General features: G+C 24.5%; 11 protein-coding genes. All 11 read left to right on the top strand.

What is annotated here, in order from left to right; translation table 4 throughout:
• Nucleotides 1-7: 7 nt before the first annotated feature.
• The 11 genes from ACLFO7_RS04340 (at nucleotide 8) to nusG (ending at nucleotide 16,393) form a co-directional block, all read left to right on the top strand.
• Nucleotides 8-2,983 carry a hypothetical protein gene (locus ACLFO7_RS04340; RefSeq protein ID WP_412032279.1) on the top strand — a complete coding sequence of 992 codons (2,976 nt, stop codon included), beginning with the start codon at nucleotides 8-10 and terminating at the stop codon, nucleotides 2,981-2,983.
• A 14-nt stretch (nucleotides 2,984-2,997) separates the two neighbouring features.
• A complete protein-coding gene (locus ACLFO7_RS04335; protein ID WP_412032278.1) occupies nucleotides 2,998-3,915 on the top strand; it encodes a triose-phosphate isomerase in 918 nt (305 codons plus the stop codon).
• A 156-nt stretch (nucleotides 3,916-4,071) separates the two neighbouring features.
• A complete protein-coding gene (locus ACLFO7_RS04330) occupies nucleotides 4,072-6,414 on the top strand; it encodes a hypothetical protein (protein ID WP_412032277.1) in 2,343 nt (780 codons plus the stop codon).
• Nucleotides 6,415-6,427: 13 nt separating this feature from the next.
• Nucleotides 6,428-10,396, top strand: a complete 3,969-nt coding sequence (locus tag ACLFO7_RS04325; protein ID WP_412032276.1) for a lipoprotein 17-related variable surface protein — start codon at nucleotides 6,428-6,430, stop codon at nucleotides 10,394-10,396.
• Nucleotides 10,397-10,509: 113 nt separating this feature from the next.
• Entirely contained in the window at nucleotides 10,510-11,817 is a 1,308-nt protein-coding gene (cysS, locus tag ACLFO7_RS04320; RefSeq protein ID WP_412032275.1) for a cysteine--tRNA ligase, read from the top strand.
• A 78-nt stretch (nucleotides 11,818-11,895) separates the two neighbouring features.
• The gene (rlmB, locus tag ACLFO7_RS04315; protein WP_412032274.1) at nucleotides 11,896-12,615 is read left to right on the top strand and encodes a 23S rRNA (guanosine(2251)-2'-O)-methyltransferase RlmB; all 720 of its coding nucleotides are present in this window, start codon (nucleotides 11,896-11,898) and stop codon (nucleotides 12,613-12,615) included.
• Nucleotides 12,616-12,631: 16 nt separating this feature from the next.
• Nucleotides 12,632-13,261, top strand: a complete 630-nt coding sequence (locus tag ACLFO7_RS04310; RefSeq protein WP_412032273.1) for a hypothetical protein — start codon at nucleotides 12,632-12,634, stop codon at nucleotides 13,259-13,261.
• Nucleotides 13,262-13,393: 132 nt separating this feature from the next.
• Nucleotides 13,394-14,938, top strand: a complete 1,545-nt coding sequence (locus ACLFO7_RS04305) for an APC family permease (protein WP_412032272.1) — start codon at nucleotides 13,394-13,396, stop codon at nucleotides 14,936-14,938.
• Nucleotides 14,938-15,084: a 50S ribosomal protein L33 gene (rpmG, locus tag ACLFO7_RS04300; RefSeq protein ID WP_412032271.1), complete on the top strand. Its 147-nt coding sequence runs from the start codon at nucleotides 14,938-14,940 to the stop codon at nucleotides 15,082-15,084. The genes ACLFO7_RS04305 and rpmG overlap by 1 nt, the downstream gene beginning before the upstream one ends.
• Before the next feature lie 6 nt (nucleotides 15,085-15,090).
• Complete coding sequence (gene secE / locus ACLFO7_RS04295; RefSeq protein WP_412032270.1) at nucleotides 15,091-15,366, top strand: preprotein translocase subunit SecE; 276 nt, start codon at nucleotides 15,091-15,093, stop codon at nucleotides 15,364-15,366.
• Between the two features lie 28 nt (nucleotides 15,367-15,394).
• The gene (gene nusG, locus ACLFO7_RS04290) at nucleotides 15,395-16,393 is read left to right on the top strand and encodes a transcription termination/antitermination protein NusG (protein WP_412032269.1); all 999 of its coding nucleotides are present in this window, start codon (nucleotides 15,395-15,397) and stop codon (nucleotides 16,391-16,393) included.
• The last annotated feature ends 33 nt before the right edge of the window (nucleotides 16,394-16,426 follow it).

Here is a 16,426-nt window from a genome sequence, read left to right as displayed (position 1 = left end):
AAAATATATGAAAAATACATTATTATTTTTAAGTGTTGATGGTATTGGATTAAATAATAAATGAAAAGGTAATTGTTTAAAACTTGCTGATAAACCAAATATAAATTATTTAATATCTGGTATTTATCCATGAGCTACATTATCTAATGCCAAAAAGAAAAGTAAAATAAACATAAAAAAAGAATTTGATTCTGTTTCAACAGATATTGATAAAAATTTTTATCAAATGTTACATGGTAATAAAGATGTATTAACTTTGAATGAAAGAATTAAGGAAGAAGTAGAAAAGAAAACTTTAATTAATAATCCAATGTTTAATGATTTGGTAGAACATGCAAATATTTCAAATTCTAAGTATGTTCATGTATTTTTCCTTTTATCAAAAAACACTCATCATTGTTTAATAGATAATTTTAAATATATATTAAATATTTTAATTAAGAAAGGTTTAAAACCTGTCTTACATTTAATTGCAGATGGAAAAGATTCTTTTCAATATTCATTTTCAAATACACTAAAAGAAATAGAAGGATATTTAGTAAAAAGAAATATTCAAATAGGAACAATTGTTGGTAGAAATAATGCTTTTATTCAACAAGGAAGAGATTACAAAAATTCTATTAATGTAAATAAATATTTTGATGTTTTATGTGGAATGGGTGATAATAGTTTTACTTTAGCAAAAAATTATGCTATTCAAAATTTATTTGATAAAGTAAAAGATCAAGACATTTTGCCAGCATATAATTCAAACATTGATAAATATTATTTAGATAAAAATGATGCTGTGTTGTTCATTGATTCTGATTATGACAATTTTTCACCATTACTACACTTAATTAAAAGTGAGAGAAAATTTATTGATCTTTATATAGCATCTACATCTCCAATTTATGGATATGATGTAAATTCATTAATGTACAGTCCATATGATAATTCTATGGCTATTACAAATATAGCTAGTCAAAACGATTTGAAAACTCTTGTAATATCAACTAGTCATAAAAAAGGTTTTTTAAATAAGTATTATGGATATGAAAAAGATGAAAATGTTACAAAGAAAATAATTAAAACTGATTATACAAAAAATTCTTTAGACTACATTTTCTCTGCAAATAAATTAATAATTGATAGTGCTATTAAAGCTATAGGAAAATATGATTTTATAATTTTACACATACCAACAATTGCTGAAGCAGCGCAAGAATCAAATTTAAAACTTTTAAAATTTGCAATTGAAAATTTTGATAAGAATCTTGGTAGATTAATAAATTATGTAAAAGTTACTGGGAATGTAATGGCATTTACTTCGCCATATGGTATTTGTGAAAAAATGTTAAATAAAAAACTTGAAATAAATTCAAATATAAAAAATTCTATTGTTCCTTTTGTATTCACTAATGGTGATTTATCTGCAAAAAGTTTAAGATCAAATTTTATTGGAGTTTATGCAACATTATTAGTTTCTTTAGGGATTAAAAGTTTAGACCAAGAAATTTATAATAGATCATTAATTACTAGAAATTATAATATGAATATAATTCATGATAAATTAGCAGATCACTATAATGTTTGAAAAAATGAGTTAGCTGTTCCAGTTATTGAAAAATTTGCTAATGAACAATTATGTTTATATTCTGATATTGAAAAAAATAAATCATATCTTGAACAAAAACAACAATATGTTGTGATAAAAGAAATAATTAAATTACATGAAAGATTATTCACAACTCCTGAAGCTAGAAAGTTAATTTTTGACAAATTGCTTCATTATGTTTCATATAATGGAATAGATTTTGAAGGATTTAAATATAATTATTCAAAATTATTGATGACACTTTTTGATGATGAAATTAAATTATCAAAATTATCAAGTTTTACATATAGATTTTTTGATAACCGTTTATGAAAGACTCAAATTAAAAGAAATGATAAATGATTTAATAAAGTGAAAAATGAGATATTACCATCACTTGATAGATCAATGCCAGAAAGTAGTGTTAAAAAAATTGTTAATTATTTAAATGTTAACATTGAGCCTTATCAATATTTTGAAAGATTATTTCAATCAGAAAAAGATGTTCTTTTAACAAATGATGCAGAAAAAATTGTTGATTTCTATATAAATGTTAAAGATGAAGTTGGTAGTATTTATCAAGAATATTTTGGTTCTAGGGTCCCAGCAGAAGATGAAGAACAAGTTTTTGAAGATGCAAATGATAATGTTTTAGCAAATCCAGATTTCAACAAAATAGTTTCTTATTATGAAGCATTTTTAGAAGTTATTGATTTGGTTGAAGAAAGTAAAGATAAAGCACATGCATTTAATGTTAAGTATTTAGAAAATCAAAAAATTCTTAAAAATAAAAAAGAAATTACTGATGTTTTTGAAGCTGAACAATATATGCTTAATTATTTAGTAAGAAAAATAGTTTCTATTTATCAACAATGAAAACGTAAAGTTAATTCATTTAATAGAGATGCAGTTAAATCACTTGTTCAAACTATGAATAAATATGATAATAAATATGGTAAAAGAGTTAATACTGCTTTACTTGGTATATCATATGAAGGTGAATTCTTTGAGGATTTAGATTTAGACTCTCAAGAATATTTTGAAAGTTTAGTTAATGAAAAAGTTAGAGAAGACGGTTTCTTTGACTATCCATCAATTGATGTTAATGATCACAATGATGATGAATATGTTTCACCATTATTAGAAGATATTGATCCACTTGTATTAAAAGAAGTTGATCAAATAATTAGTACTAGATCAGCATATGATTTAACTACTATATGAAATAAAAAACGTCATGATGAAATTAAAAATATAGAAAATATTTCTCAAAACTTCACATTGGATGCTGAAAACATGGTTATTGATGAAAGAAAGTTTAGAGAATCAAGAAGTAAAGTTAAAGAATATTCTAATTTAAGTAATGTGTGATACAAAAAGATTTCTAATAAAGAAAGTGATCTTTAATATAAGGGGTAGTTATGAGACAAAAAAAGATTATTGCTAATTGAAAATTAAATGCTGATTATGTATCTATTAAAAAATTTATAGATAATATTTCTGAGGTTGAAAATGTGGATTTATTAGTAGCTCCAAGTTATATTGGTTTATTACCAACGATGAATCTTGCTAAAAAAAGAAGACTTTCAGTTATTGCTCAAAATACAGATCTTGTAACTGTAGGTAATCATACAGGTTCTACTTCATGAATTGAACTTAAAGATTATGGAATCAAAACAGTTATAGTAGGACATCCTGAAGTAACAAAAACTTTTAATGAATCAAGTGTTTTAGTAAACAAAAAAGTTAAAACATTATTAGAAAACAATATGAAAGTTGTTTTGTGTATTGATGAATCTAGAACAGATTTATTAAAAGACTCAACTAAAGAAGCAATCAGATTAAAAATTAAAAAGTCTCTTGAATTTATTAATAAATCATACTTAGCAGAAAACTTATTAATTGTTTATAAGCCAACATTTGTAGGAGAAGTTGGTTTGAGACCTACACCAACTTTTATTGTTGATACAATTAAAGTTATTAGAAATTTCTTAAGAGAAGAATATGGATTCTATATTGGTAATCATATACCATTATTGTATGGCGGTGATTTTTTAAGTGAAGATGTAGAAGAAATAGTTAAATCTGATCACATTGATGGATTATTTATAGATGATGAAAAAGCAGTTAGTGCAAAATATGTTAGTTTACTTATTAAATATTTATATAAATACTCAACTGATAGTTATGCTAAATTTTATGAAAATAATTTATTAATTACTGAACCATTGGAATCAAATAGATATGAAGCTAAAAAAGTTAATTTATCTTTTGATGAATATGAAATTGATAATGATATTTACTTCAAAGAAATTGATATTACTGAAGAAGAAATATAATAAAATTACCTTTAAATTTTCTTTAAAATTTAAAGGTTTTTTTGCATTATACTATATTTTTAAAAAAATGAATTAAAAAATTGCTTGTAAGGTTTGATTTGACCCTTTTTTTCAACTATAATTTATTAAAATAGTATTTTTATGGGGTGTATCAAAATGAAAAAGACTAAATTAATATCTCTTTGAACAACATCATTAATTTCATTAGCATCTATTTCGGTAGGGTCAGCTTTTGCAATTTCAAATTTACCAATGTCGAATGAACCATTAACTGATGTTAATCAACATGCTGTGGTTGATGGTAATACTGCACAAACAACTGCTAGTTGAAGATATGATAGTAATAATATAAGTACATGAGAATATTATGGTAAATTAAGACCAAATGAAATAAATGAAGAACAAATAAAGTCTTTATTAAGTTTTACTCATTATGATGCAATTATTAACATTGAAATACAGAAAATTGAAGATAGACATTTAACTAATGGATATGTTGAATTTAAAGTAAAACAAACTTTAAATCAATTTCAAAATGGTGTTCCTGTTTCAAGCAGCACAGTTGAGTTAAAGAATAATAATGCATTATGATCTACTCAACAATTTTCAGGATTATTAATACCAGATAAATACAATTTTAAGTGAAGAAGTGTTGATGAGATTTCTCAATTTTTAGCAGACACTAAAAAAACATATGATACTCTTACTATTGATGATGTTTTATTAAATATGGTTGAACGTGGAGAAAATTTTAAACTTCCTACAAACGCAACTTTAACTAAACAAGCAATTACAAATTCTGAAGCTAGTGATAAAAAATATGGGTCTGTTAATATTACAATTAATTTTCCAAATGCTACTACAGCTACAGATTGAGTTGGTGGAAGTGTTCCAACACAATCTGAAAGACAATATAAAATTAGAGGATTACAGTCAACTGATTCAAATATTGCTAGTACAACAATGGATTTTGTTGAAAAAGCAAATTATGAAGTTCAATCACTAAATATAGATACACAACAACAAGGTAACCCTTTAAATAAATATTTAGTTGGTAGTGAAAATAATTTATCAGGAACTTTATCAGACTTATTTCCAAGTGAACTTGTTAATTTTGGTGGTTCAGATTCAAATGCCTTATTGTCGTTATTAACACAAGGTTTGTACTTAAACACAACAACAACAGGTAATAACAAAATAGCACAATTAATGTATTATGGACAAAATGTTGATGAAGCTAATTTTGCTACTAATACAGGGTTAAGTCAAAATGAAATTTCTCAAATTGGAATTAATAGTGTTGAAGGTATTGCTGATGATTCAAAAGGATCTTTAAAATTAGTGTATGAATATAGTAAGTATGATGTTTACACTAATAGCATAGTTAAAGAGGAAAAATCTACTACATATCCTGATGGTACATTTAAAGTAAATCCTGATGCAAATAAAACTTTACAGTTTTCTTGAAAAAATGATTCATCTTTAGTTGGTGTTTCATCAAGTTTTAAAGTTGTTAATGACTTTCAAAATAATAAAAATGATCCTGAATTTATTAAAGCTTTGTCTAATCAATTTATTAATGGTTCTTATGATGTCTACTCAAAAGATAGAACTGTTGATATACAATTTGGAAATGGTCAATCAGCTTCAACTAGTGGATCAATAAATCCAACTTCTGCTGAAGATAAAACTGTTAAAGTAAGTTTAACTTTTGATTCTTGATCTGGTGAAAGATACAAAGATCAAAATGGTGTTTACGTAGAAGGATTTAAAACAGAAAAAATCTTTACTCTTAAAAGTTATAATAGTTCTATTTCTGGTATAACTTGAAAATCACAAGATGAAGTTAAAACAGCTCTTGGTGATATTTCAAAAATGTCTGTTGTAGATGTTGCAGATAAATTATTTAGTAAAGAAATCCCATTATCTACTTTTGTTACAGGTGCTGATGATAAATCAGTAATTTACAACATAATTCCATCTACTGGAAGTATTAATATTTCAATAGAAGATGGAACAAATGTGGAAAGTAATGTTTATAGTGGTTTTTTAAATGAAGGAATTAACAATGTTACTCAATTTAGTTGAATTCCAATAAGTTCTGTATCTCAAACATTATTATCAACAAATTTAAATGACGTTACTAAAGATTTAGTTATTAAAGAGTATTTATCAAAAATTCCTGCTTTTAGTGGACAAGAAATAAATCCTGATGATGTTACTATAACACCTAATATTGAAAATAAATCATTGGTTGTTGAAGTTAATTTAACAAAATATAATCAAGAAACAACTGATGCAAATAGAAATTTTAAAATTGAGTTAAAGGGATTTGTTCAAACAAAAATAACAGATGGAAACTCTTATGTAGCTCCATTAAATCTAACTGTTGTATTAAGCGTTGTATTAGCATTATTTATCAGTATTATATTAATTGCTGCATTAGTGGTAATTTTAATTAGACGTGCAAAATTAAAAAAACAAAATCAAAAAAAATAAATAGGAGAATAATATGAAAAAAATATTTATGAAAAGATATTTAAAATTATTTTTAGGTGTAACTGCTTTAGCTCCTATAGTTATTCTTCCTACAATTAAAACTGTTGATTCAACTAGTAATAATGAACTTATAGTTAATAGAAATAGTACATCAAGTTTTGATTACAATTGAAAGACTAATAATAATTCAAATGTAACAATGTATAATACTCCTTCACATATGACTAAATCAAGCAACGCTATTAGTTATAGTTTGGATACTTTACAACAAGATAAAGCATATGATGATGCATACACTTCATATGCATCAGTTGGTTCATCAAGTAATAGTGCTTTTAATAATGATATAATATCTAAATTTTGATTGTCTGCTGTTTCACAATCAAAAGAAGACAATGGAGTAACAACAAATTCAGTTTCTATTCCTGGTTCAAAGCAATGATCAGTAAAAAAATCAGATTTAGCTACTTTGATTGGTGTTACTACTGATAGTGAAACAAAAATAGAATCTATTTTATATTCAGGTGGTGGAGAGTTAGTTAGTAAAGCTTTATTTGTTATTTTATCATCGACAAATGCAACAACTTCAGGATCTTTTTTGTTTCAAATTAAATGAGAAGATGATGTGAAAGATTTAAAATCTCAAAAGGCTGGTGATTATAGATTCGTTAGACAATTATCATCAACTGCAAATGATAAATTTAATTTTATGACATTAGAAGCAGCTGCAACACACACTATTCATTTTTTTCAATTAAATAATTTCACAAAAATCACATTATCTACAGCTGCTGATTATAGTATTAAATCAGGAAAGATTACTGGTACATCTAATTTTTCAACTAGTAATGATACTCAGTCGATATATACAATAAGTGTTTCTTCAACATTATTTGATAATAAAGTTACTGATAATGTAGAATATAAACCAATATTTGCATATAGATCTAATTCATTAGGTAATAATGCTTATTTTATTTTTCAAGCAAATTCTTATACTAGTGCTAATTCAAATAAATATTTATTTACTTTAAAAGTACCAACTTTAAGTACTACTGATTTTACAGTAGATCAAAATAATGGTGCTAATTCTATAAAAACAATAAATGTAGATTCTGCTACAACTCCATTCAAAGATAATACTAATATTACTGTTACATTAAGCCAAAATAATAGTTCAAATTACATGATGTTTTTTTCTCAAGAAGATTCAAGTCAACCAACAGGTTATTATGGTTATTTAAATTTAAATTTAGCTGATAATAGTACAACAACTGAGTATAAAACAACAAAAATAGAAAATAATAATACTGGTAGTATGACTGATTTATATACAGTTAGTAAATTGTATAGTGCTACTAGTGAATTAATAGGTTATGTATTTTTAGACAAAAAAGGTCAAGTATTTCAGTATGATTTAAAATTTGAATCTCCTGTATTATTATATAATTTCAAACAAAGTACAATTCAATTAGGAGATATTTATAATATTGTTACATCTCCAAGTAGTGCTAGTTGATTTGGACAAATGACTGATTCAACTTTTGGTCAATTTAATGGAAATACATTTGTTGGTCAATGAGATAAATTGGCTCAAACAGATTCTTTTGAGTTGCCAATAAAATTTAATATTAGATCTCAATCTGAAGTTGCTCCTTCTGTTATAAGTCAAAAAGTTGCAGCAGGTAATACATATGCATCAGAGTTTATAAATTATTTGGGTAATGGTGAGTCATATAAAGATTTTTTGGATGTAACTTTTCAAGATCCAAGATTAAGTATTTCTCCTTCAATCAGTATTTCACAATCTGTTTTTGTTGCTGCTGACAATAAAATATATACTGTTACTTTAACATTTAAGCAAAAATTAAGAAAGATTGATTACAATGGAAATATAACTTCAGAAACTGATGTTAAAGAAGTTACTTTGGCTAGTCAAACTTATAAATTTAATAATGCAATTTCTAAAGTTTATGCAGCAAATGAAACAGATGAAAATGGTCAAGAAAAACAACCAATACCTGTGTTTATAAAAAATAAACTACCTAGTCAAATTACACAGGATGAAATCAAAAACTATTTAGTTGTTTTAGAAAATGTTACAAATGAGTCTATTACATCTACATATAATGATAGTACAGGTAGTATGAGAGTTATTGTTACAGTTCCATATATGTGAGAAGTAACTGCACAAGGTGAAGCATTAACTGCAAATAAAGTTTTTGCATTTGACTATAGTAATTATTTTTATTTCAATTCTTTGGGTAGTTCAGCAAGTATTACTGAAATTGATACTACATATATAGATAAACCAGAAAATGCCAATTTAAAAACTTCTTTATTAGCTAAATATGGTGCTAAATTGCCTTCATCAATTGATCCACAAGAATTAATTAATTCATTTGTTATTTTTGGACCTGCTTTTAGTCAACAAGCAAATTATGATTCTGGTGTGATTTCAAATCAAAATGAATGAACAATAAATGTTATCCCTTATGATAAAGAAGGTAAGGCAAAAATAGATATAACAATACCAAAATTAGCAAATTCAAACAATGTAAGAATTTTATTTGAAACTCCATCTATATTTTTATCAAATCCAAATGCTAATGCTTCAGTATATTTCATGTTTAAAGAAAATGTTGAAGTTATGACTGATGATTTAAAAAGACAAAGTGCATCTACTATTGCATCGAAGCTAAATTCATCAACAGGAAATAATAGTGGTGTAATTTCTAGCTTAGAAACTTTTGCAAGATTTAGTGATTATTTTGTATCTTATATTAATGATGGAACTATAAAAGTTAGTGCTATTGGAAATGACACTTATGGTACATTAAAAATTGTTTTAGATGTAACTAAGGATGGAGAAAAATTACCTGGTTTTAGTTCTTCTTCAATTGAAGCAATTTTTCAAGGTTTTGCACAAGCTCAAGGTGAACAATTAACTAATGATACTTTTAAATTCAAAGAAAGTCTTGATAATATTTCAAATATTTCTCCTTTAAATATTACAGCTGATAGATTGATGAATGAATTTGATATTTTTAATGGTAGTGCAGAGCAAACGAAAAATAAAATAACTTCATCTAATATTACTCTAAATAAATCTACAATTAGTGGTACAGTTCAAGTTATTGTTACAATTGAAAACTATGTTGAAAATGGTACAGTTTATCCACAAAAATCTTTTATCTATACATATAGTGGATTTAAAAAGTCTCAAGAACCAGTTGATATGGTTGTTTGAAAATCTTTTTATGAAATAACTACTGATAATCAAAGTTATAAAAATTCTAGACCATCAGATATTATTAATTCTATAAATGCAACTTCTATGTCTAATAAAGAAAAATTAAATGTTTTTGCTAATGTGTCTACAGATTTAAGCAATAAAGTTACTGATTCTGATATTAGTATAATCCTAGAAGGAAATGATGGCACTGGTGAATTAACAGTTACTGCAACAATAAAAGTGGATGATACTTCTTTATCACTTAGCACAATCATTGATTGTAATGATAATCAAAGTTTAACACCACTTATTAACTTGATTTCTGATAATTCAAATAATGCAGATCTAGCTTTATTAAGAAATAAATTGCCAAGTGAAGTATCTCCAGAAGAAGCAGCAAAATTATATTCTTTTACAAATGCTAATTCATATGTAAAAGAAGTTGATTTGATTCCAGATGATGCTCAAGGTTTATTAAATGTAAAAGTTAGATTATTAACAAGTGCAGGAGCTGAAATATTATCTTCATCAAATTTATATACTCAGTTTGCCAAATTTATACCTCAAAATGAAGGTACTAATTGAGGTATTGTTGCTGCATCAGTTATTGTGCCTGCAACAATTCTATTGATACCTATTATTATCTTAGGTGTAATTGAGGATAGAAAAAATAGACAAAAAATTGCTAAAAAACTTGATAATAGACTTAATGAAGAATATAAAAAGAATTACAATAAAAAATATTAAATTATAAACAAGAACAATTGTTCTTGTTTTTTATTTATCTTTTTAATAATTATCATAAGATAAATTTTTAACTTTGCTTTATACTTAATATAGTTTATAAATAAGAGGAAAATATGAAACTATTTAGTTCAATTGAGAAAAAAAATAAAGCTATAAAAATTATGAATAATAAATTATCTATTTATGTGTGTGGTCCAACAGTTTACAATCATGTACATATTGGTAATATTAGACCAATTGTTGTCTTTGATGTTTTATTAAGATTATTAAGAACATTTAAAGTTGATGTTAATTTTGTTCATAACATTACAGATATTGATGACAAAATTATTAAGCAAGCTAAACTAGAAAATAAAACAGAACTAGAAATTGGTAATTATTATTTAGAACATTATAAAAGTATTTTGGAAAAATTAAATATTTCAAAAGGTATTTATTTTCCAAAAGTATCTGAACATATTGGTGGAATTGTTAAATATATAGAATTTTTAGTAAAAAAAGGCTTTGCTTATAAAGTTGATGGTGATGTATATTTTTCAATAGATAAAATTAAGGACTATGGAATTATCTCTAATAAATATATAAATGATTTAGAGGTTGGTGCAAGAATTGAAGAAAATAAATCAAAAAAATCTCCTTTTGATTTTGTTTTATGAAAAGAAACGAAATCAGGCTTAAATTGAAAAACAAAGTTTTCATATGGTAGACCAGGGTGACATACTGAATGCGCTTACTTAATAAATAAATATATTGGTAGATCTGTTGATATTCATGGTGGAGGTGTTGATTTGAAATTCCCTCATCATGAAAATGAAAATGCTCAAAATATTGCACTTTGCAATGTTCCTATAGCAAAGAACTGAGTTCATGTTGGACATTTAACAATTAATGACACTAAAATGTCAAAATCATTAAATAATTGTGTGTATGTTAAAGATTTATTAGAAATATACAGTGGTAATGCCATTAGATGATTTTTTTATCAAACAGGTTATTCAAATCCAATTAATTATGCTGATGAATATATGGAACAAGCAGAAGAGGATATCTCAAAAATAATAGATGATATTAATATGTTCAAAAGCTATCTTATTATAAATAATGAATTAAGACCTGTTATGTTAAGCCCATCAATTTTTGAATTGTTATTAAATGATTTAAACATTCCAAACACAATTACTTTTATTAATGCAGAAATAAAAAATGCACACATAGCATTAAGACAAAAAGAATATGATACATTAAATTTGAAATATAACATACTATATACTTTATTAAATGTACTTGGTATTAATATAGAAAATATTCATACTGATCAAAATATAGATTTATTATTGAAATGGGACAAATTAAAGTCAGATAGAAATTTTGTCCAAGCTGATGTACTAAGAAAAGAACTAATTAGAAATAAATTAATTTAATTGTTTGAATTCAAATTTTTATTAATAAAATTTTAATAAAAATTTGAATTTTTTTTAAAATGAAAGGTAAATAGAAATATGTCAAAATATGTTTTAGGAAAAAAAGGTGTTTTAGATAATATAAAGCAAAATAAAATATCAACTGTTTATTTAAAACATGATTTTCCTGAGTTGCTTGAACTTAAAAAGAAAATTAATTTCAATATATGTTATAAAAAAGATAACCATTTTTATTCTGTCTTTGATGGAAATCACCAATTTGTAATAGGTGAGTTAAAAGAAAATAATTTTTATAATAACTTTAATTCTTTTATTTCAGACATAAATAGTATTAATTCTGAAAGAAAAATAATTATTATGTTGGATGGCATTCAAGATCCTGGTAATTTTGGTGCGATAATAAGAACATGTAGTTGTTTTGGTGTTGATGGTATTATATACAAAAAAATGAATCAAGTTCAAATAAATGATACTGTTATTAAAACAAGTGTGGGTGCAATTTCTCATGTAAAAATGCTATCTGTATCTAATTTATCAAATGTCATAATAAAACTAAAAGAATCAGGTTATTGAGTTTTATCTTCGTGTTTAGATGATAAAAGTGTTGATTTAAATTCTTCAAAGTTTGATTTTGAAAAAATATGTTTAATTTTAGGCAATGAAAATAATGGCATATCTAAAGTTGTCTTAGACAATTCAGATTTAAAGCTAAAAATACCAATGAGTATTGGTAGTGTTCAATCTTTAAATGTTAGCGTAAGTCTTGGAATCCTTTTATATGCAATTATATATAAATAATATTTGGAGGTATAAAGTGTCATCAAATGTAGAATTAAATGATAATGAATTATTATATTTATATAATGAATCAAAAAACTATTTTGCTTATAATTTGTTAGAAAAAAAGTATTTAAATAATTTAAAAATTTCTGGATACAAATATTTAAGAAACACATCAATTTCAAAGTATTATACTCAAGATGATGTAGATTCATTAATAACCATATATTTTAAAGAAGGGTGTGACATTTATAAATATTATAATAATAAAAAATTTAAATGCTTTATATTTTTATTTGTTAGAAATAGATTTTTAGATAATTGTAGATCATTTTCAAATTATAAACATAATATAATGAACATCTGTAGAAGTTATGATGATGACAGATTTGATTACTTAAATAATTGTGTTGATAGTTTAGAAAAAACTCCAGATTCATTAAGTAATTATGAAAATGAAAATGTTTTCAAATATGAGTGAATTTGTAATTATTTAGATAATAATTTTAAAGATGAAAAAGAAATTTTTCTTGAATGAGCTAGTGATAAGTTTTCTATAAAAGACATTTGTAAAAAATACAATAAAAATATAAAATATTTAAGAAGTAGATTGTATTATATTAGGCAGAGAATGAAAGATCAGGCAAAAATTTATTTTAATTAATTTATATAAAAATGTTTTTTAAATAGCTATATTTAAAAAATCTACTATAATATTTAGTAAATATCCTAAAAAAGGATATTTTTTATTTTATATATTCATTAATATGAATTGTGAATATAGATGGGAGGTAGTGTGGAAGTTTCAGTAAAGACAACAAGAAAAATAGGATTAATCACTTCAATTTCTATTTTGGTTGGTAGTGTAGTTGGTATAGGCATTTTTTTTAAAAATATTTCTGTATTTAATGCAAATAACAATTATGGTATTAATGTATTAATTGCCTGAATAATTGCTGCAATTATTTCTACATGTACAGCCATTTGTTTTGGAGAAGCATCTTCAGCAGACCCTGAAGGCGGAATAGGTGGATGAGCCAATAAATTATGTGGGAAAAAACTAGGATATGTAGTAAAAATAAATTTTAATTTATTTTACTTAGGTATATTGATTGCATGTATTGCTGTTTTTGTATCTGAAGCAATTTTTAATATATTTAATCTATCTGGTAAAGTCCATATGGGATTTATTATGTTATTAACATTTGGGATATTTTTTATATTAGTAGCATTAAATTATTTTGCTACTAAGGTTTCTCAGATATCGCAAATAGTTCTAACAACACTAAAATTTGTTCCAATTATTTTAATAATTGTATTAGGTTTTGTGTATTTAAAAAATGGTAATAATTTATTTGATGAAAATAATGCTGGTTTTCTATTTAAACCATCCCAGCCTGGGCAAAAAATAAATAATTCTCCACAGCTACCAAATTTAGGTCCTGTTGGAATATTTGCGTCTCTTCCTGCTATTTTATTTGCGTTTGATTCTTTTACATGTGTAGGATCAATAGGTTTAGAGGCAAAATCTAAAAAAACTGTTCCTATTTCAATAGTTGTTGGAATGGTATTAGTTTCAATATTCTATATACTAATAACAGTTGTTCAAATATTGATAGGTCAAGGTTCAATTGGTGAGACATTTGATTTAATATTTTATAACAATCCAACAGCTCAAATAATTTTTCAATATATTGTTAGTGTATTTATGTTTGTATCAATATTAGGTGTATGCAATTCAATGATATTAACTGCAATAAGATCATTTGATAAACTTGTTAATGATAAATTAATAATTGGAAGTAATAAGTTATTGTCTGTTGCAAATAATAGACAATTATTAGCTGGAACAATATTATTTTTAATTGTGGAAGTAATATGGCTTGTTTTATTAACCATTCTATCCTCATCTTTTAATCATGATGCATTTGTTGATGGATTTTCAAATTATGCAACTCTATTCTTTTTCTTTATATATGGTTTAATTGTTTTATTCACCTTAATTAATCACATTACTAATAAAGTTAAAGTTAACAAATTTAATACATACTTTTTTGTGCCAATATCAATTATTTCCTTGATTGGTATAACAATTGTCTTTGGTTATCAATTTTTTTATGAAAATATTGTGAGAGTATTTTTGGATCCAAATTACCATAGTTCATGAGGAGTGTTATTTGGGCCAAGTAACCCATTTAAACTAAAGCTTTGAGAAGTTTCAATTGTCTTTTTTATTATGTTATTATTATTTATGTTACTTCCTATAATTAATTATTTTTTGATGAAAAAGAAATATTTTCAAGAAAAGAATGAGTCAAAAATAGAAGAGGCAAAAATATAATGTCAAAAAATGTTATTATGATTTGTGAAGATTGTTTATCAAGAAATTATAAATCTAAAATAAATCAATATAGGACAGAAAGATTAGAATTAAAAAAATATTGTCCAAAGTGTAGAAAAGCTACATTACATAAAGAAACAAGGTAAGTACTTATGGCGAAAGAAGAAATAATTGTTACTAAGAAAAACAAAAGGGAAGATTTGAATAATGATGATAAACAAATTGATCCCTTTGCTTCAGAAACACAAACTAAAAAATTCAAAAAATTCAAAAAGTTTTTTTATGGAGTTGGAAAAGAATTTGAAAGAACTTCATGAACAACAAAATCAAAATTAGTATCAGATTTTTTTGTGGTTGTAATAATAGTTTTAATATTAGCTGCAATATTTACAGGAATTGGGTTACTAATGGTTACGTATGTAAAATAAAAAGAGTTTATTAGGAGAATAATATTATATGAATAGTTCAGTGCCAAAGTGATATATTGCTACAACAATTATTGGTAATGAGGAAGTTGTTTATAAAAATATAGAAGATAAAATTAGAGCATATGGTTTAAATGATTTAGTGAAGGAAATTAAATTATTAAAGAGTAGAGAAATAACAATTGAAATTTTTGATAATAAAACAAATCCTCCACCAAAATTAATGAGAAATACTAAATCTATTACATGAGAAACATTACCTGGTAATAAGTATAAAAAAACAAGAATAAGGGAAGTAAATAGATTTCCAGGATATATTTATATTCAAATGATTATGACTCAAGAAGCATGATATGCCATTAGAAATACTTATGGTATAACTGGATTTGTTGGTTCTTCTGGTAAGGGTGCACAACCTATACCAATGTCAGATCAAGATGTAGAAGCATTATTTGATCCTTCTTTAAACAAGGATATTATTATTAATAAATCTGAAGGTTCATATTCTGGTTATGTAGATAATACAGTTGAATCTCAAAAACAAGAAAGCAATGATAATAAAAAATCTACTGGAGAAGTTGAATTTTTAGTTGGATTACCAAATATAGTTTCTGTTAATAATAAACCTTTTGTTGTTAATAACTTAAATAATGATGGTTTTTATGATTCGCAAATTAACAATAAAGTAACTTCTAATGAAAATGAGTTAGACACTAATTCAGAAACATTAGAAAAAGAAAATTTTATTAATGAAATAAGTAATACAGAAGATACTAGAGATATGTATATAAATGATCATTCAGAATTAGATGATGCAAATATTAAAATGAATGATAAACATACTTCAGATTATTCTTTAAAAGTTGGAACATTTATTAAGATTATATCAGGCCAAATGAAAGATACTTCAGGATATATTGTTGCTATAGATGATGAAAATAATAAATTAGAAATCGAAATTGAATTACTAGGAAGAAAAAGTAAAATTATTGTAGATAAAAGTGAAGTTACTACAGATAATATTGAATAAAAGGCATTGCCTTTTATTTTTTATATATAATCA

Origin of the sequence: Malacoplasma muris (assembly GCF_046774425.1) — a bacterium.
In the GTDB taxonomy this organism is placed as follows: Bacteria; Bacillota_I; Bacilli_A; order Mycoplasmatales; family Mycoplasmoidaceae; genus Malacoplasma; species Malacoplasma muris.
This window is presented reverse-complemented; position numbering and strand designations above follow the sequence as displayed.